The sequence below is a fragment of the Nocardiopsis sp. FR4 genome, from assembly GCF_009830945.1.
Lineage (GTDB): Bacteria > Actinomycetota > Actinomycetes > Streptosporangiales > Streptosporangiaceae > Nocardiopsis.
The window spans coordinates 1-23,898 of record NZ_VWVV01000005.1; the positions used below are offsets into that span (position 1 = coordinate 1).

Annotated in this window: 26 protein-coding genes and 2 pseudogenes; 12 read left to right on the top strand and 16 right to left on the bottom strand. The window is 73.0% G+C overall.

What is annotated here, in order from left to right; all coding sequences use genetic code 11:
* Positions 1 to 943: peptidoglycan-binding protein (locus FYW95_RS27630; protein WP_201294762.1), on the top strand; the 943-nt coding region annotated here is incomplete at its 5' end.
* 528 nt (positions 944 to 1,471) lie between these two features.
* On the opposite strand, the gene FYW95_RS08045 is transcribed toward FYW95_RS27630, so the two are convergent.
* Positions 1,472 to 1,726, bottom strand: a complete 255-nt coding sequence (locus FYW95_RS08045; protein WP_159942914.1) for a DUF397 domain-containing protein — start codon at positions 1,724 to 1,726, stop codon at positions 1,472 to 1,474.
* Entirely contained in the window at positions 1,723 to 2,583 is an 861-nt protein-coding gene (locus FYW95_RS08050; RefSeq protein WP_201294763.1) for a helix-turn-helix domain-containing protein, read from the bottom strand. The genes FYW95_RS08045 and FYW95_RS08050 overlap by 4 nt, the downstream gene beginning before the upstream one ends.
* A gap of 223 nt (positions 2,584 to 2,806) precedes the next feature.
* Here FYW95_RS08050 and FYW95_RS08055 point away from each other — a divergent pair, with 223 nt between their 5' ends.
* Together FYW95_RS08055 and FYW95_RS08060 are read left to right on the top strand one after the other, a co-directional pair.
* Entirely contained in the window at positions 2,807 to 3,361 is a 555-nt protein-coding gene (locus tag FYW95_RS08055) for an ATP-binding protein (protein ID WP_236567812.1), read from the top strand.
* 131 nt (positions 3,362 to 3,492) lie between these two features.
* Positions 3,493 to 3,789 (top strand): hypothetical protein, encoded by a 297-nt coding sequence (locus FYW95_RS08060; protein WP_370462992.1) that lies wholly within the window; start codon positions 3,493 to 3,495, stop codon positions 3,787 to 3,789.
* A gap of 107 nt (positions 3,790 to 3,896) precedes the next feature.
* On the opposite strand, the gene FYW95_RS08065 is transcribed toward FYW95_RS08060, so the two are convergent.
* Positions 3,897 to 4,817, bottom strand: coding sequence for a ketopantoate reductase family protein (locus FYW95_RS08065; RefSeq protein ID WP_201294764.1), 921 nt, complete (start codon positions 4,815 to 4,817; stop codon positions 3,897 to 3,899).
* Positions 4,818 to 4,956: 139 nt separating this feature from the next.
* Here FYW95_RS08065 and FYW95_RS08070 point away from each other — a divergent pair, with 139 nt between their 5' ends.
* Positions 4,957 to 6,486 (top strand): acyl-CoA synthetase, encoded by a 1,530-nt coding sequence (locus tag FYW95_RS08070; RefSeq protein WP_160050232.1) that lies wholly within the window; start codon positions 4,957 to 4,959, stop codon positions 6,484 to 6,486.
* Between the two features lie 54 nt (positions 6,487 to 6,540).
* Here FYW95_RS08070 and FYW95_RS08075 read toward each other — a convergent pair whose 3' ends face one another.
* Entirely contained in the window at positions 6,541 to 7,713 is a 1,173-nt protein-coding gene (locus tag FYW95_RS08075; RefSeq protein ID WP_159942912.1) for an MFS transporter, read from the bottom strand.
* Positions 7,714 to 7,864: 151 nt separating this feature from the next.
* Between FYW95_RS08075 and FYW95_RS08080 the strand changes: the two genes are divergently transcribed.
* Positions 7,865 to 8,605 carry a class I SAM-dependent DNA methyltransferase gene (locus FYW95_RS08080; protein WP_159942911.1) on the top strand — a complete coding sequence of 247 codons (741 nt, stop codon included), beginning with the start codon at positions 7,865 to 7,867 and terminating at the stop codon, positions 8,603 to 8,605.
* Between the two features lie 19 nt (positions 8,606 to 8,624).
* Here FYW95_RS08080 and FYW95_RS08085 read toward each other — a convergent pair whose 3' ends face one another.
* Together FYW95_RS08085 and FYW95_RS08090 are read right to left on the bottom strand one after the other, a co-directional pair.
* Positions 8,625 to 8,855: a hypothetical protein gene (locus FYW95_RS08085; protein ID WP_159942910.1), complete on the bottom strand. Its 231-nt coding sequence runs from the start codon at positions 8,853 to 8,855 to the stop codon at positions 8,625 to 8,627.
* A gap of 23 nt (positions 8,856 to 8,878) precedes the next feature.
* Positions 8,879 to 9,013: pseudogene (locus FYW95_RS08090) on the bottom strand (RNA ligase (ATP)); the annotation flags it as partial.
* A 257-nt stretch (positions 9,014 to 9,270) separates the two neighbouring features.
* On the opposite strand from FYW95_RS08090, the gene FYW95_RS08095 reads away from it, so the two are divergent.
* Together FYW95_RS08095 and FYW95_RS08100 are read left to right on the top strand one after the other, a co-directional pair.
* On the top strand, positions 9,271 to 10,449 hold the full coding sequence (locus tag FYW95_RS08095) for an anhydro-N-acetylmuramic acid kinase (RefSeq protein WP_159942909.1): 1,179 nt from the start codon (positions 9,271 to 9,273) through the stop codon (positions 10,447 to 10,449).
* 36 nt (positions 10,450 to 10,485) lie between these two features.
* Positions 10,486 to 11,988 carry a sodium:solute symporter gene (locus FYW95_RS08100; protein ID WP_159942908.1) on the top strand — a complete coding sequence of 501 codons (1,503 nt, stop codon included), beginning with the start codon at positions 10,486 to 10,488 and terminating at the stop codon, positions 11,986 to 11,988.
* 18 nt (positions 11,989 to 12,006) lie between these two features.
* On the opposite strand, the gene FYW95_RS08105 is transcribed toward FYW95_RS08100, so the two are convergent.
* On the bottom strand, positions 12,007 to 12,483 hold the full coding sequence (locus tag FYW95_RS08105) for a VOC family protein (RefSeq protein ID WP_159942907.1): 477 nt from the start codon (positions 12,481 to 12,483) through the stop codon (positions 12,007 to 12,009).
* Positions 12,484 to 12,518: 35 nt separating this feature from the next.
* Positions 12,519 to 12,917, bottom strand: coding sequence for a helix-turn-helix domain-containing protein (locus FYW95_RS08110; protein ID WP_159942906.1), 399 nt, complete (start codon positions 12,915 to 12,917; stop codon positions 12,519 to 12,521).
* A gap of 205 nt (positions 12,918 to 13,122) precedes the next feature.
* Here FYW95_RS08110 and FYW95_RS08115 point away from each other — a divergent pair, with 205 nt between their 5' ends.
* Positions 13,123 to 13,773: a response regulator transcription factor gene (locus tag FYW95_RS08115; protein ID WP_201294779.1), complete on the top strand. Its 651-nt coding sequence runs from the start codon at positions 13,123 to 13,125 to the stop codon at positions 13,771 to 13,773.
* Between the two features lie 20 nt (positions 13,774 to 13,793).
* On the opposite strand, the gene FYW95_RS08120 is transcribed toward FYW95_RS08115, so the two are convergent.
* Complete coding sequence (locus FYW95_RS08120) at positions 13,794 to 14,657, bottom strand: universal stress protein (RefSeq protein ID WP_159942904.1); 864 nt, start codon at positions 14,655 to 14,657, stop codon at positions 13,794 to 13,796.
* 299 nt (positions 14,658 to 14,956) lie between these two features.
* Between FYW95_RS08120 and FYW95_RS08125 the strand changes: the two genes are divergently transcribed.
* Complete coding sequence (locus FYW95_RS08125) at positions 14,957 to 16,684, top strand: sensor histidine kinase (RefSeq protein ID WP_160050233.1); 1,728 nt, start codon at positions 14,957 to 14,959, stop codon at positions 16,682 to 16,684.
* A gap of 114 nt (positions 16,685 to 16,798) precedes the next feature.
* A pseudogene (locus tag FYW95_RS08130) lies at positions 16,799 to 17,175 on the top strand (pyridoxamine 5'-phosphate oxidase family protein).
* A gap of 24 nt (positions 17,176 to 17,199) precedes the next feature.
* Here FYW95_RS08130 and FYW95_RS08135 read toward each other — a convergent pair.
* From FYW95_RS08135 to FYW95_RS08145, 3 genes are all read right to left on the bottom strand, one after another.
* On the bottom strand, positions 17,200 to 17,379 hold the full coding sequence (locus tag FYW95_RS08135) for a hypothetical protein (protein ID WP_159942901.1): 180 nt from the start codon (positions 17,377 to 17,379) through the stop codon (positions 17,200 to 17,202).
* Between the two features lie 331 nt (positions 17,380 to 17,710).
* A complete protein-coding gene (locus tag FYW95_RS08140) occupies positions 17,711 to 17,929 on the bottom strand; it encodes a hypothetical protein (protein ID WP_159942900.1) in 219 nt (72 codons plus the stop codon).
* 276 nt (positions 17,930 to 18,205) lie between these two features.
* Complete coding sequence (locus FYW95_RS08145; protein ID WP_236567811.1) at positions 18,206 to 19,594, bottom strand: MFS transporter; 1,389 nt, start codon at positions 19,592 to 19,594, stop codon at positions 18,206 to 18,208.
* 103 nt (positions 19,595 to 19,697) lie between these two features.
* On the opposite strand from FYW95_RS08145, the gene FYW95_RS08150 reads away from it, so the two are divergent.
* Positions 19,698 to 20,357 carry a TetR/AcrR family transcriptional regulator gene (locus tag FYW95_RS08150; RefSeq protein ID WP_159942899.1) on the top strand — a complete coding sequence of 220 codons (660 nt, stop codon included), beginning with the start codon at positions 19,698 to 19,700 and terminating at the stop codon, positions 20,355 to 20,357.
* On the opposite strand, the gene FYW95_RS08155 is transcribed toward FYW95_RS08150, so the two are convergent.
* Positions 20,276 to 21,097 (bottom strand): helix-turn-helix transcriptional regulator, encoded by an 822-nt coding sequence (locus tag FYW95_RS08155; protein WP_159942898.1) that lies wholly within the window; start codon positions 21,095 to 21,097, stop codon positions 20,276 to 20,278. The genes FYW95_RS08150 and FYW95_RS08155 overlap by 82 nt on opposite strands.
* 128 nt (positions 21,098 to 21,225) lie before the next feature.
* On the opposite strand from FYW95_RS08155, the gene FYW95_RS08160 reads away from it, so the two are divergent.
* Positions 21,226 to 21,972, top strand: a complete 747-nt coding sequence (locus tag FYW95_RS08160; RefSeq protein ID WP_159942897.1) for an SDR family oxidoreductase — start codon at positions 21,226 to 21,228, stop codon at positions 21,970 to 21,972.
* Between the two features lie 12 nt (positions 21,973 to 21,984).
* Here FYW95_RS08160 and FYW95_RS08165 read toward each other — a convergent pair whose 3' ends face one another.
* The 3 genes from FYW95_RS08165 to FYW95_RS08175 all read right to left on the bottom strand — a co-directional run bounded on the left by FYW95_RS08165 (position 21,985) and on the right by FYW95_RS08175 (position 23,861).
* Positions 21,985 to 22,911 carry an MSMEG_6728 family protein gene (locus tag FYW95_RS08165; protein WP_160050234.1) on the bottom strand — a complete coding sequence of 309 codons (927 nt, stop codon included), beginning with the start codon at positions 22,909 to 22,911 and terminating at the stop codon, positions 21,985 to 21,987.
* Positions 22,912 to 23,024: 113 nt separating this feature from the next.
* Positions 23,025 to 23,243, bottom strand: a complete 219-nt coding sequence (locus tag FYW95_RS08170) for a hypothetical protein (protein WP_159942895.1) — start codon at positions 23,241 to 23,243, stop codon at positions 23,025 to 23,027.
* A gap of 105 nt (positions 23,244 to 23,348) precedes the next feature.
* Positions 23,349 to 23,861, bottom strand: coding sequence for a pyridoxamine 5'-phosphate oxidase family protein (locus FYW95_RS08175; protein ID WP_159942894.1), 513 nt, complete (start codon positions 23,859 to 23,861; stop codon positions 23,349 to 23,351).
* Between the last annotated feature and the right edge of the window lie 37 nt (positions 23,862 to 23,898).

The following is a 23,898-nucleotide window of genomic DNA, read 5'->3' on the forward strand; positions in this document are numbered from 1 at the left end:
GCCCGGCGACCAGTGGTCGGACGTCGACCAGGACGCGTACGCGATGTGGCAGAGGAAGCTGGGCTTCACCGGCGCGGACGCCGACGGCTGGCCCGGGCGCACGACCTGGGACCGGCTCCGCGTCCCCGCCGAGGGCGGCGTCTCGGCCGGCGCGACCAGCTACGAGCCCTTCCCCGGAGCCGACTGGTTCCGGTCCAACCCGGACAGCCCGATCGTGACGGCGATGGGCGTACGCCTGGTCGCCGAGGGATGCAGCGCCTACCTGTCGGGGCCGGGTCCGCGGTGGAGCGAGGCGGACCGGCAGTCGTACGCGAACTGGCAGCGCAAGCTGGGGTTCGGCGGCGCGGACGCCGACGGCTGGCCCGGCAAGACCTCCTGGGACCGGCTGAAGGTCCCGCGCCAGGGCTCCGGCCCCTACGAGCAGGGAGGCGCCTCCGGCGGTACCTACGAGACCTTCCCCGGTGCCGACTGGTTCAAGACGAGCCCCAACAGCTCGATCGTCACCGAGATGGGCCGCCGCCTCATCACGGAGGGCTGCGGCAGGTACACCTCCGGCGCCGGACCCCAGTGGACGGAAGCGGACCGCGCCTCCTACGCCGCCTGGCAGGAGAAGCTCGGCTTCACCGGGGCGGACGCCGACGGCTGGCCGGGCCAGTCCTCCTGGGACCAGCTCAGGGTGCCGAGGTACTCGGCCGAGTACGAGCCGTACCCGGGGCTGGCCTGGTTCCAGAACAACCCCGACAGCCCGATCGTGACCAACATGGGCCGACGCCTGGTGGCCGAGGGCTGCGGGCTGTACCAGGTGGGGCCGGGCCCGCAGTGGTCAAATGTGGACCAGCGGTCCTACGCCAAGTGGCAGGAGAAGCTGGGCTACTCCGGCTCGGACGCCGACGGCTGGCCCGGCAAGACCTCCTGGGACCGGCTCCGCGTTCCCAAGAGCTAGGCCGGGGCGGCACAGGACGCTGTGACGGTCACACACGGCGAGCTGCCGCGTGTGACCGTCACGGGTCTCGACACCTGGTCCTTGGCGGGTTCATCCCCTGCGCCTGGTTCTTCGACAGGACCGGCTGATGGGGAGACACGGGTGGGGTATGAAGGACCCAGTTGGCCCAGTCTGGATTCGCGGGTGAAACGTCCGTTTCTCAAGAAGTTGGAAAAATGACTGCTTGCCGCTGGTAAGTTCCCAGGTCAGTGACTGTGCTCCCCGCGCACGCGGGATGGTCCCGGTGGGGATGGCGGACCTGGCCAACAAGATGTGCTCCCCGCGTACGCGGGGATGGTCTCAGCGCAGCGGTTGTTGAGGTCTGGTTGGTTTATGGTGAGTCCACTGTGGTTCAGCGGCCGGAAATTGCGCCTGACGAATTCATGAGGGATGGGCGAGGCCTGAGCTGGACCCCCATCCCGCAAGGAAAGCCGAGTGCCCGGGCGCTGGCGTAAGGAAGCAGCGGCCGGGCACCTGCGTTTGCTGGGGCTACTGGGAGAGGGCCGTTCTCAGGAAGCCGCTCCACTCGGTGGCGGGGAAGGGGAGGTGTCCGGCGTCGGGGTGCTTGGAGTCGCGGATGGCCGCGCCGTTGTCGCTGCTGGTGAGGAGGCGAGCCACCTCTATGCAGTTCTGGCCCCGGCCACTGTAGCTGCTCTTCCGGAATCTCGCGGGGAATTGAGCAACTTCGACGCAGTCTTCACCGGTGCCGCTGTAACTGCTCTTCTTGAAGCTGAGAACGGTCATGTAGTGCCCTTCAGCGATGCGATCACGTCTCTGATGAAGCTCACGCTCTGAGCTGCGGTGAGTGCGGCATTGTGGGCCTCGCGCCACAAGGTCTCATAGCGACGTATCTCTCCATCCTCTTCTGAGAAGATTTTACAGGTTGGTGTCTCCATGTAGCCAATGGTGGGGTCCGTTGGTTCTGGGAAATCCAGGATCTGGAAGCTTCCAAGGTTTGCTGCATGCATCCCTGAAGAGAAGGGCAAGACGTGGATGGACATCTTTGGGCGCTTCGCCATGTCTATGAGATGGTCCAGCTGCTCTCTCATGACCTCCTCTCCTCCTGCGGACCGGCGCAGTGCGGCTTCGTCGATGATCGCTACGTACTCCGGCGGGTGGAGACGTTCGAGGATCTCCTGCCGTTTCATGCGGCCATCGACATGGCGTTGGATCTGCTCCTCTTGGACCATGCTGGTGCCCGTGAAGACGGCTCGTGTGTAGGCGGTGGTTTGGAGAAGGCCAGGGATCACCTGAGTCTGATAGGTCCGAATGCATGAGGCCTCAACCTCGAAGGATGGCAAGCCATCGGCGCTGAAGACATCCTTGTACTTGGACCACCAGCCTCGCTCTCCCGCGTCCTTGGCCAGCTGGTGAAGGCTCTTCCAGGACGCTTCATCCATGTTGTACAGCCTGGCCAATGCGTCCAGGTGAGCTGTCTGGATGCGTTTGCCTTCGGGGCCCTCAAGTCTCCCGATGGTGCTTCTGGGGACGCCTGACTCCTTTGATGCTGTATCTAGCGTATGTCCGGATTCTTCGCGGAATTCACGAAGTATGCGCGCAAGGCGTCGTCGGCGGATTGTGGGGCTGAAGCTGGGTTTCATGGGGCAAGTCTAGCAAAAACTCTGGGATTCTAAGGAAGCGCTTGACTTTTGGGATTCTAAGAATTCACCATGGAGGCGTGGCCAGTGATCGATTGATCACGGAAGGTTCATGCCGGTCAGGCTACGTCGTGCCCGTTCCGCGCATCACGTCAACCGTGAACCTCTCCCAACGGGACCACGTCACCCCTGTTCTCGTCCTGCTCATGCAAGGAGTGTGTCCGTCATGCCCGCAACCGCCGCTGTCCCGCTGTCCGCGTTGGGTGAGGCCACGATGCCGCTGTCCAGCTTCGTCCGGCCGGTGCACCGCCACTACTTCACCCGCTGTGCCGAGCGTCCGAACTACCGGCTGCGCCGTTACGACTTCGCCGGAACCCTGGCCGTCATGCCGCTGGTCCGGGCGTTCCTGGACACCTGCGCGGCCACCCAGTCCGCCGACTACCGCTACCTGTTCACCCTGCTGGGCAGCGAGCTGGCGAACAACGCCCTCCGCCACTCGCTGTCGGGCCAGCCAGGGGGCACCTACACCCTGCTGGTGCACCGCCACCGCACCGGGCTGCACCTGACCTGCCGCGACTGGGGCGGCCTGCGCGAGAGGGACGGCCGCCTCAAGCCCAGGGCGGACGGGCTCAACCTGGCCGCCGAGTCCGGGCGGGGTCTGGCGATGGTGGACGCCTTCGCCACCGAGTGGGGCGACAACGGCCAGGCGGAGTTCCGCAGCGTGTGGTTCTTCCTGTCCTGCGACCTGGCCGGAAGCCGCTGGAACACCACCGGCGACTGATGCTCACGCGCTGACATGTCCGTGACATGAGACGGGCCCAGGAGGCGCTGCGACGCCTTCCGGGTCCTGAATCCCCAGAAACCAAACAGCTCATATGTAAGGAAAGAGGATCTGATGCCAAACCTATCCCCTTGCCCCGTCGCGCTGACGACGTTCGCCCCAATCACCCGCTGCTGCCCCGCCGCACCCCGCTCATCGGCTCCGTTTGCCCGGTGTGCGACCACCCCTCCTGCCGGGCCCGCCGCGCCCAGCGGCTGCCCCGCCTGGGCGGGCACCGCTCGGAGCTCGCCCGGGAACACGCCCAGGCCGCCGCGATCCAGGCCCGGCACCGCCACCTGACCGTCTACTTCGGCGAGGCCACGCAGTCGTTCTGGATCGTCACCCGACCGGACTGGTCGAGGCCCCCGACGTCGACACCCTGCTGCTGAGGTTGTGGCCACACGCAGACCTGCCCGCCGCCCGGCCCCGGAACCTCGTCGCGGCCTGACCGCGCGGGAGCGGATGCTCTCCGGGCGCACCCGGAGAGCGCCCGGCCCTACTCCCGGCTGGCCTCGTACACGCACAGGTGGGTGTACGCCAGCGAGAACAGCGGGGTGGGCACGCCCAGCTCCCGGCCGCGGGCGACCAGGTCACCGATGATGTGTTCGGCCTCCACCGGGTTGCCGTGGGTCAGGTCCCAGTACATCGAGGTCGTCGTCGAGGCCGTGGTGTTGGCGATGACGGCGTCGGCCCGCTCCCGGGTCGCCTGGTCCGGCGGGAAACCGGAGGCGGCGGCCACCGCGATGGCCTCCTCGAACACGGCGGCGGTGAACTCCTGGCCGCCGGGAGCGCTGTTGACCCGTCCGATGGGGCCGCGCATCAGGCACGTGCACGCCCCCAGGGTGGCCAGGAACACCCACTTGTTCCACAGCTCCTGGCGGATGTCCTCACTGGGCGTGGCGGTGTGGCCTCCGCTGTCCAGCGCGGCGTGGACGTCGGCCAGGGGCAGCACCGGCTGTTCGGTCAGCGGACCGTAGACGAGCTGGCCCAGCTTGCCCACCTCGACGATCTCCCCCTGTTCGCCCAGCCGGGTCATCACCATGGCCACCCCGCCGTAGACCCGGTCGGCGCCGAACCGCTCGACCAGGGTGTCCACGTGCCGCATGCCGTTGAGGAAGGGCAGAACCACGGTCCGCGGCCCCACGGCGGAGGACAGGTCCTTGACCGCCGCCTCGAAGCCGTAGGACTTCACGGCCACGATCACCAGGTCGTAGTCGGCCCGCAGCTGGTCGGCGGTCACGGCCGACACCGGCACCGTTTCGGTCCGTCCCTCCACGTCCCGCAGTACCAGCCCGCGCTCGCGCAGCAGCTCGGCCCGCGCGGGGCGGACCAGGAAGTCGACGTTCCGTCCCGCCCGGGCCAGGTGCGCTCCGAAGTAGCCGCCGACGGCCCCGGCTCCCACGATGAGGATTCTCATGACTCTCCCGACCCGTAGTGCGTGAACACCGGACAAAGTAGGGCCACCGGATGACCGCCCGCAAGACCGGGGCGTTGCCAACGGGACCGCCCCGCAACAGGATGGGTGCCGGTAGCGGCGGACGGGAAGCAGGGAGAGCATGACCGGTTCGATCACATCCAGCACCGTCGACGGAGTCCTGCGGCGCAGCGCGGCGCGCACTCCCGGCCGTACCGCCCTGGTCTTCGGCGACCGCGGTTGGACCTACGCCGACCTGGACGCCGCCGTCACCCGGGCCGCCGCACGCCTGCTCGGCCTGGGGGCCGCTCCGGGAGACCGGGTGGCCGCCTACGGCCGCAACTCCGACGCCTACCTCATCGGCTTCCTGGCCTGCGCCCGCGCCGGCCTGGTGCACGTTCCCGTCAACTACGCCCTGCGCGGTGAGGAGCTGTCCTACCTGCTGGAGCAGTCCGGCAGCACACTGGTGCTGACCGACCCGGACCTGCGCCCGGCGGTGGACGCCCTGCGCGCAGAGGTCGGGGTGGAACAGGTCCTGGAACTGCGCGAGGGCCCCGGATCCCTGCTGGCCGACAGCCGCGAGGGGCCCGTGCCGGTGCTGGACGTCGCGGTGGCCGACACCGATCTGGTGCAGCTGCTGTACACCTCCGGAACCACATCCCGGCCCAAGGGCGCGATGATGACCCACCGCTCGCTCGTGCACGAGTACCTGTCCTGCGTGGTGGGCCTGGACCTGGCCGCCGACGACGAGCCGCTGCACGCCATGCCCCTGTACCACAGCGCGCAGATGCACGTCTTCCTCATGCCGTGGCTGGCGGTGGGCGCCCGCAACACCCTCGTGGAGGCGCCCGACCCCGCCGACCTGCTGGCCCGGATCGAGGGCGGACGGCACGGCGCCTTCTTCGCCGCGCCCACGCTGTGGGTGGCCATGACCCAGCACCCCGACTTCGCCCGGCGCGACCTGGGCAGCCTGCGCAAGGCCTACTACGGCGCCTCCGTCATGCCCGGACCCGTGCTGGAGCGGCTGGGCTCGGCCCTGCCCGACCTGGGCCTGTACAACTGCTTCGGGCAGAGCGAGATCGGTCCGCTGGCGACCGTGCTGCGCCCGGAGGAACACGCCGGGCGCCCGCGGTCGGCGGGCCGGGCCGCGCTGTTCGTGGAACTGCGGGTGGTCGACGAACAGGGGCAGGAGGTCGGCCCCGGCGGGCTGGGGGAGGTGGTCTACCGGTCGCCGCAGCTGTGCCAGGGTTACTGGGACAAGCCCGAGGAGACCGAGGAGGCCTTCCGGGGCGGTTGGTTCCACTCCGGGGACCTGGTGCGGATCGACGATGAGGGCTACATCGAGGTGGTCGACCGGATCAAGGACGCCATCAACACCGGGGGCGTGCTCGTGGCCTCCCGGGAGGTGGAGGACGTCCTGTACACCCATCCCGGGGTGGCCGAGGCGGCCGTGGTCGGGGTGCCCGACGAGCGGTGGATCGAGGCGGTGGCCGCCTTCGTGGTGCCCAGTGAGGAGGCCGATCCCGAGACCCTGCCGGATGACCTGCTCAAGCACGTGCGCGAACGCCTGGCGCCCTTCAAGGCGCCCAAGGAGGTACGGGTGGTCGCCGACCTGCCGCGCAACGCCTCGGGCAAGATCCTCAAGCGCGAACTGCGCGACCGCGCCTCCTGAACCGGCCCTGTGGAAGCCCGTCCCGGCCGTGTCTACGCGCCCGTCCGCGGGGTGCTACCGGGCGGTGAAGGACGCCGCCAGCAGCACCGCCGCGGAGAACAGCAGTGCCCCCGGGGCGCCGACGGCACCGGCCACGCCCGAGGCCGCCGCCGGGATGGCCACCTGGCCGAACCGGTTGCCCCAGATGCGCAGGGCCAGCGCGGCGCCGCGCGCCTCGCTCGGCGCCGCGGTCACCACCTCCGCCATGGTCAGGGGCTGGCCCAGGCCGAGCAGGAACCCTCCCGCGGTCAGCACCACCGCGAGCGCCACCGGGCCGCTCCAGGGCAGGGCCACCAGGGCCAGTGACAGTCCCGCCACCGCGGTGCTCGCCACGGTGAGCCTGCGGCGCGACCAGCGCCTGAGCAGCTGGGGCAGGACCAGGCGCGAGAGCAGGGAGCTGCCCGCGCGCAGGCTCAGCAGTACCCCGACGAGCATGGGTGAGATGCCGCGGTTCTCCGCGATCAGCGGCAGGTACGCGGTGAGGATGTCCACGGCCGACAACAGGGCGAGACTGGTCAGCAGCGCCGAGGGCATCCGGGGCCTGCGCAGCAGGTCCCAGGTCGGCACGGCGGGGGAGGAGCCGCGTCCGCCGGGCGCCGCGGAGCGCAGTCGCAGCAGCGGCAGGATCGGCAGCACCCCCAGCGCGCCGGTCAGGCAGGCGACCACCAGGGCCGTGGAGGTGGCCGTGACCAGCTGCGGACCGGAGGCGTGGGCGAGCATGGCACCGGAGACCAGCGGACCGGCGAGCTGGCCCAGGGAGGCGGCGGCGGTGAACCACCCGAAGTCGCGGTCCAGGTTCTCGGGCGGGGAGAAGCGGGCGATCAGGCCCTGCCCGGCGACCATGCACAGCAGGTGGCCCACGCCGACCACCGTGCTGGCCAGCGCGATGGCGGCCAGGCCGGTGGAGCCCGCCAGGAACAGGCACCCCGCCGCGAGCACCGCCGCGCCCAGCCCCACGATCCAGGCAGTGCGCCCGGAGCGGTCGGTGGCCCGGCCCAGCGGCACGGCGATGAGCAGGGGAAGCAGCGCGTAGGCGGCGGTGATCAGGCCGACCGCGACGGCGTCCCCGCCCACCGCGATGGTCCGGTAGGAGATGAGCGGCCGGGCGATGTTGAGGCAGGTGTGGGTGAGGACCACACTCAGCAGGAGCGTGCCCAACCATGCCCGTCCCGACGACCTGGCGCCCATGCCGACCCCCTCCGTTGACCGCCTACCCCGTGTCCGGCGGGCGACAGGGGATCATCCCATGACGGCGGTGGAGGCCCGTGTTCCGCCCCGTCCGTACGGGGCGGCCGGAAAACCAGAGGCGCGACGGCGGTCCCCGGGTTAGCGTCCCGCTATGGGAACCAAGGAGAACCATTTCGGAGAGAGCGTCGCGGCCACCTACGACGCCTCCTCGGCGGACATGTTCGCGCCGGAGGCGGTGGAGCCGGCCGTGGACCTCCTGGCGGAGCTGGCGGGCACCGGCCGGGCCCTGGAAATGGGGGTGGGAACGGGGCGCATCGCGCTGCCGCTGGCCCGCAGGGGGGTCCCGGTGCACGGCATCGACCTGTCCGAGGCGATGGTCGGCCGCATGCGCGCCAAACCGGGCGGCGACGCCGTCGGGGTGAGTATCGGCGACTTCGCCACGACCCGGGTGGAGGGCGCCTTCTCCGTCGTCTACCTGGTCTTCAACACCATCGGCAACCTGACCGCCCAGGACGAGCAGGTGGCCTGCTTCCAGAACGCCGCCGCCCACCTCGAACCGGGCGGGTGCTTCGTCATCGAGGTCGGCGTCCCCGAGCTGCGCAGGCTCCCCGAGGGACAGGAGGCCGTGCCCTTCCGCGTCGGCCCGAACGAGTGGGCCTACGACCTCTACGACGTCGCCACCCAGGCGATGAGCTCCAACTACGTCAGCGTGGTCGACGGGCGGGGAAGCCACCGGTCCATCCCCTTCCGGTACGTGTGGCCCGCCGAGCTCGACCTCATGGCCCGCATCGCCGGGATGCGTCTGCGGCACCGGTGGGAGGGCTGGACCCGGGAGCCCTTCACCAGCGCCAGCCGCCAGCACGTCTCGGTCTGGGAGAAACCCGCCGACTGAAGGTCCGGGGCGGGCGGGGTCAGCGACCGCGGTGGCGGGCCAGCGCGCCCGGCTCCAGCAGGTGCCCCAGTTGGGCCCGCGCCAGCCGGTCCCGCAGCTCCGCCTGGTCGGTCTCCAGCGCCCGGGCGGCCCGGTCCAGGTTCCACCCCGCGCCGCGCAGCGCCCGCAGCAGGCGCCCGCGGCGGACCTGGGCGGCGGAGAGCCGGAAGCTCTTGAGGTAGGCGACGTGTCCGGTGTCGGTGCTGATCACCTCGCCGACGTGGTTGTCCTCCCCGCGCTGTCGCCGGTGCGGTAGGCGCCCCTGGCCACGACGGCGTGGAACAGGCCGACCCGGGCCAGCTCCAGCGCGTCGGCGTCGGGGTGGGGGCGGACCGTCAGCCGCTCCGCGGTGACCCGGAGGGTGGACATGGAACGTCCTTCCTGGAGGGGAGGCGCTCTCGGACGGCGCCTCGGGGGCCGGTCCACTATGTCCGAACTCTCCCGGTGCCGCCAACGCCTTTTCCGCCGGGTGCCATGGGGCGGGGAGGCACCCGGGCGCGGAGGGTTGACCGGGCCGCCGCGCGCGGTGTACCGGTGTTGGGCGGCCGGAGAGCGGAGGTGCGGATGGGTGCCGTGTGCGTCGGCGGCGAGTGTTCCGCGGGCCCCGGACCGGGCCGGGACACGCCATGATCGTCCTGGGCCTGTCCTCGGGAACCTCGGCCGACGGGATCGACGTCGCCGCCGCCCGCCTGGACCTGGACGGCGACCTCGTGTACCTGGCCCCGCTGGGCCACCGCACCGTGCCCTACCCCGACGACCTGCGCCGGGAGCTCCGCGCCGCCCTGCCGCCCGCCGCCACCACCCTGGAGGCGGTGTGCCGCCTGGACACCGGTATCGGCCGCGCCTTCGCCGACGCGGCGCGGCGGGCCGACGAGGACCTGGCCGGGGGAGCGGCCGACCTGGTCGCCTCGCACGGCCAGACCCTCTTCCACTGGGTGGAGGGCGCCACCGCGCACGGCACCCTGCAACTGGGCCAGCCCGCCTGGATCGCCGAGGCCACCGGTCTGCCCGTGGTCTCCGACCCGCGCGCCGCCGACGTGGCCGCGGGCGGACACGGTGCGCCCCTGGCCAGCCTGTTGGACGCCCTCCTGCTCGCCGACCGCCCCGCACCGGTCGCGGCCCTCAACCTCGGCGGCATCGCCAACGCCACCGTCGTGCGCCCGGGCGCCGCGCCGGTGGCCTTCGACACCGGCCCGGGCAACGCGCTCCTGGACACGGCGGCGCGCCGGGTGAGCGGCGGCCGGGCGGACTTCGACGCCGACGGCGCGCTCGCCCGCTCCGGCCGTCCCGACCCCGTCCTCCTGGACCTCCTGCTGTCCGAGCCGTACTACCGCCTGGACCCGCCCAAGTCCACGGGACCGGAACTGTTCGGCCCCCGCCACCTCGACGCGGCCCTGGCCCGGGCGTCCGTCCCCGACCCCGCCGACCTTCTGGCCACCCTGACCGAGCTCACCGCCCTGACCGCCGCGCGGGCGCTGCGCCCGTACCGCGTGGCCGAGGTGTTCGCCTCCGGCGGCGGCACCCGCAACCCGGCCCTGATGGAACGCCTCGCCGCCCGCCTCCACCCGGCCCGCCTGGACACCGCCGACGCCCTCGGCCTGGACGGCGACGCCAAGGAGGCCTACCTGTTCGCCCTGATCGGCTTCTTCACCTGGCACGGCCTGCCCGCGACCCTGCCCGGGTGCACCGGCGCCCGCCGGGCGACGGTGTCCGGACGCCTCACCCCGGGAGCCGGGCCGCTCCGGCTGCCAGACCCGGCCCCCGCCGTCCCCCGGCGCCTGCTCGTACGGGCGCCGGAGCGGTGACCCCGCCCGCACACCCCCACCCCGGAAAGGCCCGCCGTGCAACCCATCGACCTCGTGGTCATCGCGGTGTACCTGCTGTGCTCCGCCTGGCTGGGCCTGCGGCTGTCCGGCCGCCAGCGCGACGCCAGGGACTACTTCGTCGGTAGCCGCCAGCTGCCCTGGTGGGCGGTGTGCCTGTCGGTGGTGGCCACCGAGACCAGCGCCCTGACGGTGATCAGCGTCCCGGGGGTGGCCTACCTGGGCGACGTCACGTTCCTCCAGGTGGCGGTCGGCTACCTCCTCGGGCGCGTGGTCGTCGCCTTCCTCCTGCTGCCCCGCTACTTCCGGGGCGGGATGACCACCGCCTACACCTACCTCGGGCTGCGCTTCGGCCGCGCCATGCAGGGCACCGCCTCGGTGGCCTTCCTGGGCACCCGGCTGCTCGCCGACGGGGTGCGCCTGTTCGCGGCGGCCATCCCGGTGAAGATCGTGCTGGGCGCCTACGGCCTGGACCTGTCCTACTTCGCGATCATCGCGGTGCTGGGCGCCGTGACGGCCCTGTACACCCTCGTCGGCGGCATCCGGGCCGTGGTCTGGGTGGACGTGCTCCAGATGGGCCTGTACGCGGTGGGCGGCGCGGTCGCGCTCGCGGTCCTCACCGCCGGCCTGGACGTGAACTTCCTGGCGGTGGCCGCGGAGGAGGGCAAGACCCGCTTCCTGGACCTGACCTCCGACCCGGTCTCCTCGCCCTACGCGACGGTGACCGCGGTGCTGGGCGGCGCCGTGCTCTCCACCGCCTCCCACGGAGCCGACCAGATCATCGTGCAGCGGCTGCTGGGCTGCCGCAGCCTGCGGGACGCGCAGAAGGCGGTGATCGGCAGCGCCGTGGTGGTCTTCCTCCAGTTCGCCCTCTTCCTCACCCTGGGGCTGGCCCTGTACTCCTACTTCGGCGGCGCACCGGTGGCGGAGCTGGGCCTGGACAGCTCCGACGAGCTCTTCCCGACCTTCGTGGTCGAGGGCCTGCCCGCCGGGCTGTCCGGTCTGCTGCTCGCCGGGGTGATGGCCAGCGCGATGAGCACCCTGTCGTCCTCGCTGTCGGCCCTGTCCTCCTCGACCATGACGGACCTGTACGAGCGCCTCACCCGCCGCCCGCCCGACCCCGCCCGGGGGCTGCGGCTCAGCCGCCTGTTCACCCTGGGCTGGGCGCTGGTGTTCGTGGGCGCGGCGGCGCTGTTCACCGGGACCGACAACCCCGTCGTCGAACTCGGGCTGTCCGTGGCGAGCCTGACCTACGGCGGCCTGCTCGGCGCCTTCCTCCTGGGCCTGTGGGTGCCCCGGGCCCGCCAGGCCGACGCCGTGCTGGCGTTCGCCGCCGCCGTGGCGACCATGGCCTGGCTGTTCCTCTTCCGACCCGGGCTGGTCGGGTTCACCTGGTACACCGCGATCGGCGCGTCGGTCGTGCTGGCACTGGGCTTCACGCTCTCGCTGCGCCACCGCGGGCCGGGCCCCGCAGCGGACACCGCCGCGGAGCCCTCACCCCGGGAGGGCGAGCGGACCTGAGGTCCGCCCGCGGGGATTTCAGCACCGGTCCTCCTCGGCCGCGCGCTTCCAGCGCTCCGCGTCCGCGTCGGAGACCTCGACGGGCACCTCGGCGGGCTGGGTGATCCGGATGTGGTTGCCGAACGGGTCGCGCAGCGCGCAGTCCACGCCGTAGGGCTGCTCCACCGGCTCCTGGGTGAACTCCACGCCCCGCGCGCGGAGCTTGTCGTAGGCGGCCCGGCAGTCATCCGTGGTGAGGATGCAGGCCACGCCCAGGGCGCCCTTGGTCAGCAGGTCGCGCAGCTGGGCCGCGGTCTCCTCGCTGTGCACGGGCGGCCCGGGGACCTCCAGGAGCAGCTGGCGCGCGGGGTCCTCGGGCAGCGCCACGGTCAGCCAGCGCATGAAGCCCATGTCGACGTCGTTGGTGACCTGGAAGCCGAGCTTGCCGACGTAGAAGTCGAGCGCCTCGTCCTGGTCCAGGACGGTGACCGAGGTGATGTTGATCGCGTTGAACATGGTGTCCACGCTAGTGCGCGGGTCTTCCGGCGGGCTTATCCGAAACTGCTCGGCCGCACCCAGGCCTTGACGAAGCACACCGGCGCCTCCGGTGCCCCGGCCGCCTCGGCGCGGTAGCGCGTGGGGGAGGAGCCCACCACCGACTGGAAGGTGCGGCTGAAGGTGCCGAAGCTGTCGTAGCCGACCGCGAGCGCGATCTCGGTGACGGTGCGGTCGGTCTGGCGCAGCAGCGCCATCGCCCGCTCGATCCGGCGGCGCTGGAGGTAGCGGTGGGGGGTCTCGCCGAACACGGCGCGGAAGGAACGGGTGAAGTGCGCGGGCGACATCAGCGCCACCCGCGCCAGCGCGGGGACGTCCAGCGGCTCGGCGAAGCTCCGGTCCATGGCGTCCCGGGCGCGCAGCAGCCGCCGGTTGCGGTCCTCGTTCGGTTCCATGACGTCAACCTAGGCCCCTGGTCGGACAGAGCGCCGGGGCCCGCCCGGGCCTTCCTGCGGGGACGGCGGACGGGACGCCGCTGCGAGGGGTGCCCGGTGTGGTGTATCCAGGAGGGAACCACCGGCTGACGGCGGTCCCCCGGCGCCCGGCACCGGCCGGCGGGGAGCGTAGGGGAGGAGGGCCGTGTCGGACAGGCAAGGTCGTATCCGTGTGTTCTTGCTCGACGACCACGACATCGTGCGCCGCGGTATCACGGCGCTGCTGTCGGAGGAGGAGGACATCGAGGTCGTCGGTGAGGCGGCGAGCGCGGGCGAGGCGGTCGCCCGCATCCGCGCCGTGCGCCCCGACGTGGCGGTCCTGGACGTGCGGCTGCCCGACGGCAGCGGCGTCGAGGTCTGCCGGGAGGTCCGTTCGCTCATGCCGGAGCTGCGCTGCCTCATGCTCACCTCCTACGCCGACGACGACGCCCTCTACGACGCGGTCATGGCCGGGGCGTCCGGGTACGTGCTCAAGCAGATCCACGGCTCGGATTTGGTGGGGGCCGTGCGCACCCTGCACGCGGGCGGCTCCCTGCTCGACCCGCGCAGCACCGACCTGATGATGCGGCGGATCCGCGAGCAGGCCACCCGCGAGGACCCCCTCTCCGCGCTCACCGAGAAGGAGCGGCGCGTCTTCGAGCTGATCGGCGAGGGGCTCACCAACCGGCAGATCGGCGAGCGCATGTACCTGGCCGAGAAGACGGTCAAGAACTACGTCTCCTCGGTGCCGTCCAAGCTGGAGATGCGGCGCCGCACCCAGGCGGCGGCCTTCGCCGCCCGGATCCGGGCCGAGTCGGCCCGCCCGCCCCGGGAGTGACGCCGCCTCCCGGGCCCCGCTCAGCCCGGGTGGACCACCATGACGGGGCAGTGCGCGTGGTGCAGCAGGCCGTGCGCCGTGGAGCCGAGGGCGAAGCGGGTCAGGCCGTGCAGGCCGCTCGCCCCGACCACGGCCAGGCGGGAGTTCCTCGTCGCCCCTTCCAGGACCTCGGCGGCGCGGCCCTCGACCACCTCGGTGTGCACGTGCACCGACGGGTACCGCCTCCGCCACGGAGCGAGCGCCTCCTCCAGGTCCCGCCCCTCGGCGGCGTTGGTCTCCTCGGGGGTGGCCGTCCTGGGGACCAGCGGCGACACCGCCGCCAGCGGCCACTCCCACACGCGTACGACCCGCAGCTGCTGCGAGCTGGCGGCGGCGGCCTCGAAGGCCTCGGCCAGCGGCCGCTCGCCGTGGACCGAGCCGCCCTGGCCCACGACCACCTCCGTGCGCTCCCGCGCCTGCGGTTCCCCGCCCATCACCACGACCGGCGTCGGAGAGTGCGCGGCCACCCGGTAGGCCACCGAACCCAGCTTCAGGCCCGGGAAGCCGCCGCGTCCGCGCGGGCCGACCACCACCAGGGCGGTCGACTCCTCCCTGGCCTTCTGGAGCAGGGCGTGCGTGGGCGCCTCCCTGACCACGAGCCTGTCCACGCCCAGGTCCGGGGCGGTGGCCGAGACCCGCTCCTCCGCCTGGTCCAGGGCCTGGAGCGCGATCTTGTCGATCTCCCGCTGGGACCAGACGAAGGCCGACTCCTCCGGCGAGGGGGCGGGGAAGGCCATGAGCAGGCACAGGCGCAGGCCCCGCCGCCGGGCCTCCGCCGCCGCCCACTCCGCCGCTCCGAGACTGGCCTCGGAACCGTCCACACCCGCGACGACCGATCGCTCCATCACGCCACCTCCGTTGCTGTCGGGTTCACCGTTCTGCCCACCATCGTGGCTGGCGGGCCACGAGGGGACGTCCCGCGCGGGTCCTCGATCCACCCGCCAAGGTCCCGTGGAACGCCCCTACCCGCGGGACGGAGGGCCCACCACGCCGCGGACCAAGGTCCTGTCCGACCCGGTGCTGACGCGGCCGTCGCGGCGGGGAGCACCGTCCGGGGACTGGGTCCCGGGGTCCCGTTACACTCGGTTCCGGGCGGTTTCGTTCCCACCCCGCAGCGGTGCACGCAGGAATGACGGAGATACCCATGTCCGAGACCGATCCCGCCGCCGCGTGTGAGCGCCCGCTGGTGCCCCGTATGCGGCTCGACGAACTCCTCCTGGAACTGCAGTCGCACATCGACACGGTCATGCTCACCAGGGACAGGATGCGCTCCCTGCTGGAGGCCGTGGTCACCATCGGCACGGGCCTGGACCTGGAGACCATGCTGCGCCGCGTCGTCGAGGCGGCGATGGCCCTGGTCGACGCGCGCTACGGGGCGCTCGGGATCCTCGACGACGCCGGGGGCCTACAGCAGTTCATCCCCGTCGGGCTGACCGAGGAGGAGGTCGCCGCGATCGAGCACTGGCCCGAGGGCAGGGGGCTGCTGGGCCTGCTGCTCAAGAACCCCCAGCCCCTGCGCCTGGCCGACCTGTCCGAGCACCCCGAGTCGCACGGCTTCCCCGCGGGCCACCCGCCCATGCGCGCCTTCCTCGGCGTGCCGATCCTGGTCCGCGACGAGGTGTTCGGCAACCTCTACCTGACCGAGAAGGTCGGGGGCGGAACCTTCGACGAGGACGACGAGACGGTCGTCACGGCCCTGGCCACCGCCGCCGGTGTGGCCATCGAGAACGCCCGGCTCTACGACGAGACCCGGCGCCGCGAGGTCTGGCTGGAGGCCTCCGACCAGATCACCACCCAGCTGCTCACCGGAAGCGACACCGCCGAGGTCCTGCACCTCATCGCGCGCCGGGCGCGCGACATGTCCGGCGCGGACCTGGCCGCCATCCTCACCGGGGAGGAAGGGAACCAGCGGCTGACCGTGCGGGTCGCCGACGGCGGCGGTGAGGAGGCGATCACGGGCCGGACGGTGCCCGTGGAGGGCTCGCTCACCGGCCGGGTCTTCCGGGACGGCGACCCCCTCATCACCGACATCGGCCGCTCCGGCGTGGAGGTCAGCCCCCCGCTGGACGGACTCGGCCTCGGACCGGTCCTGGCCGTACCGCTGGGAGCGCAGGGGAGCGCGCAGGGCGTCCTCCTGCTCGGCCGCAGAGTGGGCACACCCCCCTTCACCCCCGCCCACCTGCACCTGCTGCACACCTTCACCGGGCACGCGGCCGTGGCGCTGGAGCTGGCCGAGGCCCGGGTGGGCTCCGAGCGCCTGTCCCTGCTGGAGGACCGCGACCGCATCGCCAAGGACCTGCACGACGTGGTGATCCAGCGGCTCTTCAGCGTCGGGATGTCGCTGATGAGCTCCGTGCGCCAGGTGGGGGAACCGCGTTCGGCCCAGCGCATCCGCCAGGCCGTCGACGACATCGACGACACCATCCGCCAGATCCGGACCACCGTCTTCGCGCTCCAGGACCTGGGCGGGGAGGACTCCCCCTGGCTGCGCAACCAGGTCCTGGAGGTGGTCAACGCCGCGACCGGCTCCCTCGGCTTCAGCGCGGGACTGCGGCTGGACGGCCCCATCGACGGCCTGGTCCCCGACGAGGTCGCCGAGCACGTCCTCGCGGTTCTGCGTGAGGCCCTGTCCAACGCGGCCCGCCACGCGCGTGCCTCACGCGTGGACGTGCGCGTGGACGCGGGCGCGCGGGTGACGGTCGAGGTGGAGGACGACGGGACCGGCCTCCCCGAGGAGGGACGCCGCAGCGGTCTGCGCAACCTGGCCGACCGGGCCTCGGCTCTGGGCGGGACCTTCGAGGCCGGCCCGGGGCCGCTCGGCGGGACCAGGCTGCACTGGAGCGTGCCGTTGGAGCAGGAGCCGACCGGCTGAGCCGGGCCGTTCAGACCGCCGCGGCCGCGTGAGCCCACCACGATCAGGTCGGCGCCCCCCGCCTCCACCGCCGAGCCGGAACCGCGGGTGCGCGGACTCGACCCGGACGAGTGCATGGCGCCCATCAGGCCCGGGGGAGTGGGAAGGGCCGCCTTCGCGGAGGAGGGCCGGGCCCCGGTCGTCCTTCCGGTGAACTACGCCGTTCTCCGGGGGACGTCGTCATCCTGACCGCGCCCGGCGGACGGACCGCCGACCACACCGGCGGCCCCCTCGCCTTCGAGGTCGACCGGCTCGACGAAACCCTGAGCGAGGGGTGGAGCGTGCTGGTCTGCGGCCCCGCGAGCGTGGTGGACGACCCCGGGGAGGCCGAGGCCCTCAGGAACGCGGTTCCGCTGCGGCCCTGGGCGGGGGGAGCGCGGGGACTCCCCGTCCGCATCACGCCGACGAGTGTGGGCGGGCGCCGGGCCGAGTCCGGCAGACTCCTGCGTTGAGTCCTCCCCGGGGGCCGGGCCGCGTCAGCGCGGGAGCAGGTCCAGCAGGGCGGACAGCGAGGTGATCTCGGCGTCGGCCACCCGGCCGGGGCCCAGGGGAGTGCCGGTGCGGTTGAGGTAGACCGTGCGCATCCCGGCGCGGGCGGCCATGTAGGTGTCATAGACCCCCGCGACCAGGGCCTCCTCGCCTCCGCAGCGCCGCACGCGTGAACGACTCCAGGCGGATCCTTTCCGTGGAGGCGCACGCGAACCCGGGCTCGGCGGCGACCTCCTCCCGCAGCCGCGCCAGCCACGCGGGCGACACCCGCCCCGGTGGGGCGCCGGGTCGGTGGGCCCCTTCCGGCCGCCGGCGGGGGTGCACGGACGCGCGGCGGGGCGGTCCGTGCAGGTTGGAGCCCCGGACCGCGGGCGGTCGGTACGCTCCGCGGTCCGGGGCCTTGGTCGAGCTCGGGTACGGCCGCTCCGGTCTCCGCTCTCACCGCACCGGTGCGGCCGTACCGGCCCCGCGCGCCCCGCGGTCACCCGCGGGGCGCGCTCACAGACGCGGCTTGCGGGGCCGGGTCAGGGAGTCCAGCCAGTGCAGGGGGTTCCTGCGGGCCCCGGCTCCCCGGCCGGACGGGGAGGGGCGCCGGGCCGCGCGGCTCAGCGGGTTGCGCCCCTTGGACTGGCCGGCGGACCTGGCCAGCCCCTTGAGCCGGGCCAGGGGGTCGTGTCCTCCGGTCCGTCCGCCGGCGGCCGGGCTCCTCTTCGGCATCAGATGACGCTTGACGTTACTGAGGGGGTTCCTCATCTTCGTTCTCCTCCTCCCGCCCTGACCGACCCCGCCCCCGCGAAGGTCCGTCAGTACGAGATGGTCTAAACATTACGAATGGGGAACTTTTTTGCCTCTGCTCTTGTGCTACCCAGTCCGGAAGCGTTGATGCACTTTTCCCCGGCTATTCCTCGGGAGGGAACGCCTGGAACGGGGAAAGGAGCGGGTCAACGCAGGTCACCGGCTGCCCGGCCGATTCCCCGGCGGCCGGATCCGTACTCACGGGCGGCGCCGCGCGGAGGGGGGAAGGGCCATGGCCAGCGCGGCCATGGCCAGCTGGACGGCCGCGAGTCCCGCGAAGACCACCGCGTAGGGGTGGTCGGGCAGGGGGTGCTCGGAGGCCGCCGCGGTGCCGAGCAGGGCCAGGCCCAGCGCGCCGCCCGCCTGTTTGGCCGCGTTCATCAGCCCGGAGGCGGCCCCGGCGTCCCCGGCGGTCGCGGAGGAGGTCACCACGCTGGTCAGCGGGGTGGTGAGCAGGCCCGCGCCCACGGACAGGACCACGGCCGGCCCCAGGACGGCCGCGGCGTAGGAGTGCGCGGAGACCGCCGCCGCCTGCCACGCGAAGCCCGCGGCGGCGGTCAGGCAGCCCGCCGTGATCAGCGTCGCCGGAGCCCGGTGCCGTATGAGCCACGGGGTGAGGAGCCAGCCCACGGCCATGGTGACCAGGGTGTGCGGCAGGAACCCCAGCCCCGTCCGCAACGGGTCCAACCCCAGGTCGTCCTGCATGTACAGGGTCAGGAAGTACCACATGGGCACTTGGAAGCAGGCCCCGGCGAGCAGGGTCAGGGCGTTGCCCACCGAGACGGAGCGGTCGCGCAGCAGCCGGGGCGGGAGTAGGGGGACCGGAGCGCGCGACTCGACGAGGGCGAAGGCGGCCAGGGCCCCGGCGCCCCCGGCCAGCACCGCCGCCGTGACCGGGTCGCCCCAGCCGTGCTCCCGGACCCGGGTGAGGCCGTAGGCGAGCGCGACCAGCCCGGCGGTGGCCGTCGCGGCCCCGGGAAGGTCGAGCCGTCCGGCGTCCCCGCCCGCACGCCGCCGGTCCAGGGCGTACAGGCCCAGGACCAGCGCGGCCGCGCCCGGGGGCACGTTGACCAGCAGGACCGCGCGCCAGGACAGCGCCTCGGTGAGCAGGCCGCCGACGAGGTTGCCCGCGGCTCCTCCCGCCACGCTCACCGCGGTCCACGCGGCCAGGGCCCGGGTCCGGGCGGGGCCCTGGGGAAAGGCGGTGGTCAGGGCGGCCAGGGTCGCCGGGGCCAGGACCGCCGCGCCCGCGCCCTGGAGGGCGCGGGCGAGGACCAGAGCGGCGGGGGAGGCCGCCAGGCCGCCGAGCAGGCTGGCCCCGGAGAACAGGGCCAGGCCGAGCGCGAACGCCCTCCGGTGTCCGTGCACGTCCGCCAGCCGCCCGCCCAGCAGCAGGAGGCCGCCGAAGGCCAGGGTGTAGGCGTGGGCCACCCAGGGCAGCCCCGCGGCGGAGAACCCCAGCGACTCCCGGATCGACGGAAGCGCGACGTTGACCACCGACACGTCGAGCACCACCAGCAGCTGGGCCGCGCACACGGCGGGAAGCACCGTACGGGAGGCCGGGGCCCGGTGTCCGGTTCCGTGCACGTGTCCGCCTCTCTCCTCAAAGCAATGTGGTTACATTGCTCTGAGGGAACGGTAGCTTCTTCGCCCCCGCAAAGCAATGCGATCACATCGGAAAGGCGGCGGGATGGACACGCCGAAGCGCGGCCCCGGAGCCGAGCACGAACAGCGCCGTCAGCAGATCGCCGACGCGGTCCTGGCCGTCACGGCCGAGCACGGACTGGCCGCCGTGACGCAGACCAGCGTGGCCGCGCGCGCCGGGGTCTCCCCCGGCCGGGTCCAGCACTACTTCCCGGCCAAACGGCAGATGATCGAGGCCGCCTTCGACCGCGCCAACGCCCTCAGCTCCGCGCGCATCGCCTCCGCGACGGGCACCGGGGCCTCCCCGCGCCGGGTGCTGACCACGGTGCTCACCGAGCTCATCCCCTACGACACCGCCACCCGCGTCCACATGCGCGTCCGACAGGCCTTCACCGCGCTCGCCCTCTCCGACGAGGACATCGCCGAGCGGATGCGCCGCGAGTACGCGCGCTTCCACGGCCAGGTCGCCGACCTGCTGCCCGGCGGCGCCGACCGCCGGGACAGGGCGGTCGCGCTCGTGGCCCTGGCCGAGGGGCTGGCCTACTACGTGCTGGTGGGCGTCGACTCCGCCGCCGCGGCCCGCGAACGCGTGCTCGCCGCGATCGCCGCCGCCCACGGGGAGGCTCAGGAACCGGTCGGGTCCGCCGCCAGCGTGCCGAGGAGGGACAGCGACTCCGCGGACCGCGAACCCGGCTCGGCCAGGTAGACGACGAGCTCCTGCCCGGGGGCCGACCTGACGTCGAAGGCGTGCAGCCCCAGCTCCAGCGGGCCCACGTCCGGGTGGTCGAACCGCTTGGCCTCCAGACTCTTGCCGCGCACGCCGTTGCGCCGCCAGAGCCGCGCGAAGTCGGGGCTGCGCTCCTCCAGCTCCGCCACGACGGAGCGCAGCCGCGGGTGTTCCGGCCGGGCGCCCTCCGCCAGGCGCAGACCGTCCGCCGTGTTCGCGGCGACGGTCTCCCAGTCGGGGTAGAACGAGCGCGCGGCCGGGTCCAGGAACACCGCCAGCGCCAGGTTTCGGGAGAAGGGGAAGCGGCGGAAGAGCGCTTCGGCCAGCGGGTTGCACGCCAGCACGTCATAGGCGCGCCCCAGCACCAGGGCCGGGGTCTCGTGCCAGCGGCCCATCAGGTCCACGAGCGAGGGGTCGGCCCGCTCGGCGCGGACCTCCAGGGCCGGGGCCAGACCCGCCAGCCGGTACAGGTGGCGGCGGCCGTCGTCGTCCAGGCACAGCGCCCGGCCCAGCGCGTCCAGGACCTGCGAAGAGGGGCGGGTCTCCCTGCCCTGCTCAAGCCGCGTGTAGTAGTCGGCGCTCATCCCGGCCAGCATCGCCACCTCCTCGCGCCGCAGCCCGGCCACGCGGCGGCGCCCGTGCACGGGCAGGCCCAGCTCCCGAGGGGTGAGCCGCGCCCGCGCGGCGCGCAGGTAGTCGCCCAGTGATGGGGAAGTCATGGCCTCCAGCCTAGGGATCCCGCGCCCTCCTGTCCTGGGTGCGGTGCACCCAGGAAGGGCGCGTCCTTCCCGGGACCGCCCCGGTACCCGAGACTCGGACCCGTCCGACACCGGGGAAGGGAACGCCCATGAACGAACAGACCCAGCGCACCGACCGCAAGGTCGTCCTCGTCACCGGCGCCAGCAGCGGCATCGGCGCGGCCACGGCCCTGCGCTTGGCCCGGGAGGGCCACCACGTCGTCCTCGGCGCGCGGCGCGCGGACCGCATGGCGGACCTGGTCCGGCGCGTCCGCGAGGACGGGGGCAGCGCCGAACACCGCCGCCTCGACGTCACCGACCCCGGCGCCGTACGGGAGGCGGTCGACGGCACGGTGCGCGACCACGGGCGCCTGGACGCCCTGGTCAGCAACGCCGGGGTGATGCTGCTGTCCCGGATGGACGCGCTGCTGGCCGAGGAGTGGCACCGGATGGTCGACGTCAACGTCAAGGGCCTGCTCAACGGCGTGGCCGCCGCCCTCCCGCACTTCCGGCGCCAGGGAACGGGGCACTTCGTCACGGTCGCCTCGATCGGCGCCCACGAGGTCGTCCCCACCTCGGCGGTCTACTCCGGCACCAAGTACGCGGTGTGGGCGATCACCGAGGGCCTGCGGCTGGAGCTCGACCCCGGGATCAGGGTCACGACCGTTTCCCCGGGTGTGGTCGAGAGCGAACTCGCCGAGCACATCACCGACCCGTTCGCGCGGGAGACGATGGTCTCCTACCGCAGGCACGCGCTGTCCGCCGACGCCATCGCCCGAACGGTCTCCTTCGCCCTGGCCCAGCCTCCCGAGGTCGATGTCAACGAGGTCATCGTGCGCCCCGCGGCCCAGCGCTGAGCGCACACCCGTTCAGCCGTCCGGCAGCAGGCGCAGCACGGCCGGGGCGCCGGGCGGCTCGGGCAGATCCGGTCCCTCCAGCACGACCAGTCCCACCGAGGGCGGCACGTCCACGCGGCCCGGCCGGGCGGGGTCCACCCGGCGGAAGCGGAACTCCGGATCCCGGGCCTCCGCACGCATCGCCGCCTCGTCCTCGGGGCCGGGCGGGCGCGCGGTGGAGCGACCGGTCCGGCCCACCGACGCCACGGAACCGGGGGCGGCGACCGACTCCGGCCGCGGCGGCGGTGTACCCGGCACCAGCCACAGCGTCTCCCCGGGCGTGCACAGGCCCGCCGCCAGCGCGGGCAGGGTGTCGCCAGCCGTGTGCAGGACGGCGCTCCGACCGCCGCGCACGCGCTCGAACACCTCCACGCACCCCCCGTCGGCACCCGCCAGCCGACCGGCCTCCTCGGGGGTCAGGGGTTCGGGGCGCCCCCGGCGAAGCGGCCAGCGCGGGAAGGCCGGCCGGGGCCAGACGTAGGGCAGCCCGCCGGGCACGTCCGGGAAGAGCGGCCGGTAGTGCGCCCCGTCCTTGTCCACCAGGGACGACCGGTGCGAGGCGTGCAGGTCCTCGGCGCCCAGCCACGGCGGCAGCATGTCCCGTTCCCACAGCCACGCCTCCTCCGGGACCCGCCCCCCGGTGAAGGCCGTCAGCGAGGCCAGGACGGAGTCGGCGTACCCGCGTCGGCGCCACTCCCGGCACACCGCGACCCCGTACCCGGCGAGCGCGGGCACGAAGCCGCGCCACATCGCCACGGCGGGGTGGTTCTTCCACCCGTAGCGCGGCCACACCAGGGCCCGCAGGATCTGCAGTGTCTCCACCCGCTGCTTGCCCAGCCGACGGTCGTCCAGGGTCCGCGCGCACGCGGAGAACGCGGGGTACGGCAAGAAGGTCTGCATCGTCTCCCGTCCTGGTCGGCGGCGGTGTTCACCGGGTCATACCCGCGATCCGGCCCGAACGGCACCGAACACGCACCCCGCGGCACGGCCGCGCGGGCCGAGGCGGAGAACCGTCACTCGGAGGGCTCCGGCAACTCGGGCAGCTCCGGGCAGCCGATGGTCGGGTTCACCCCCATGTAGTTCAGCGGTCCGACCGCGACGGTGCCGAGGGTGTGCCACAGGGTCGAGCACGAGGTCTCGTCAGGGGTGAACAGGCCGCGCTGGAACGCGGCGACCAGTCCGATGATCAGCCACAGGGCGATGAGGCCCGACAGGATAGTCCCGAAACGCACTTTCGACCTCCAAGAGGTGGGACGTGCGGAGGTGGTGATTGCCCTCAGACCTACCCCCCGCACGCGGCCTCTCACCCGAACACGCGCCTTCGTGCGTCAGAGACCTCAGGGGCGGGGGCCGAACCGCCAGCGCGTGGGGCCGTGCGGCAGTTCGCCGACCGGGAAGGCGTACACCGTCGACGGCCGGACCGTGAAGACCCGGTACGGCGGGGGACCGGCGGTGGGAGCCCCATCGGGGCCGGTCAGCCCGCCCTCACCGGCGGTCGGGGCCCACCCGTGGCGCTCGGCGTAGGCCGCGGCGACCCGTTCCAGGCGCTCGGGATCGCGCACCCGCTCGACCGTGCCCTCCACCACCGCGTCCACGCGTCCGGTGGTGAACGCCAGGCTCACCCGGGGGTCGGCGGCCAGCAGGCGGGACTTGGCGGTGCCCTCACCCGAGGCGAAGCACGGCTGCTCGTCCACCCACACCGCCAGCAGCGGCCGGGTGTGCGGGCGGCCGTCCCCGTGGGTGGCGGTCAGCCAGCACGTCCCGCCCTCCTCGGCCAGGTGGGGGAGCACGTCCTCCCACGAGCCGGGGGGCTGGCTCGTCAGGGGGTCGGCCTGCGGATCCGCAACCACGTCACACTCCTCGGGCTCGCCGTCGCGGCCACCCTAG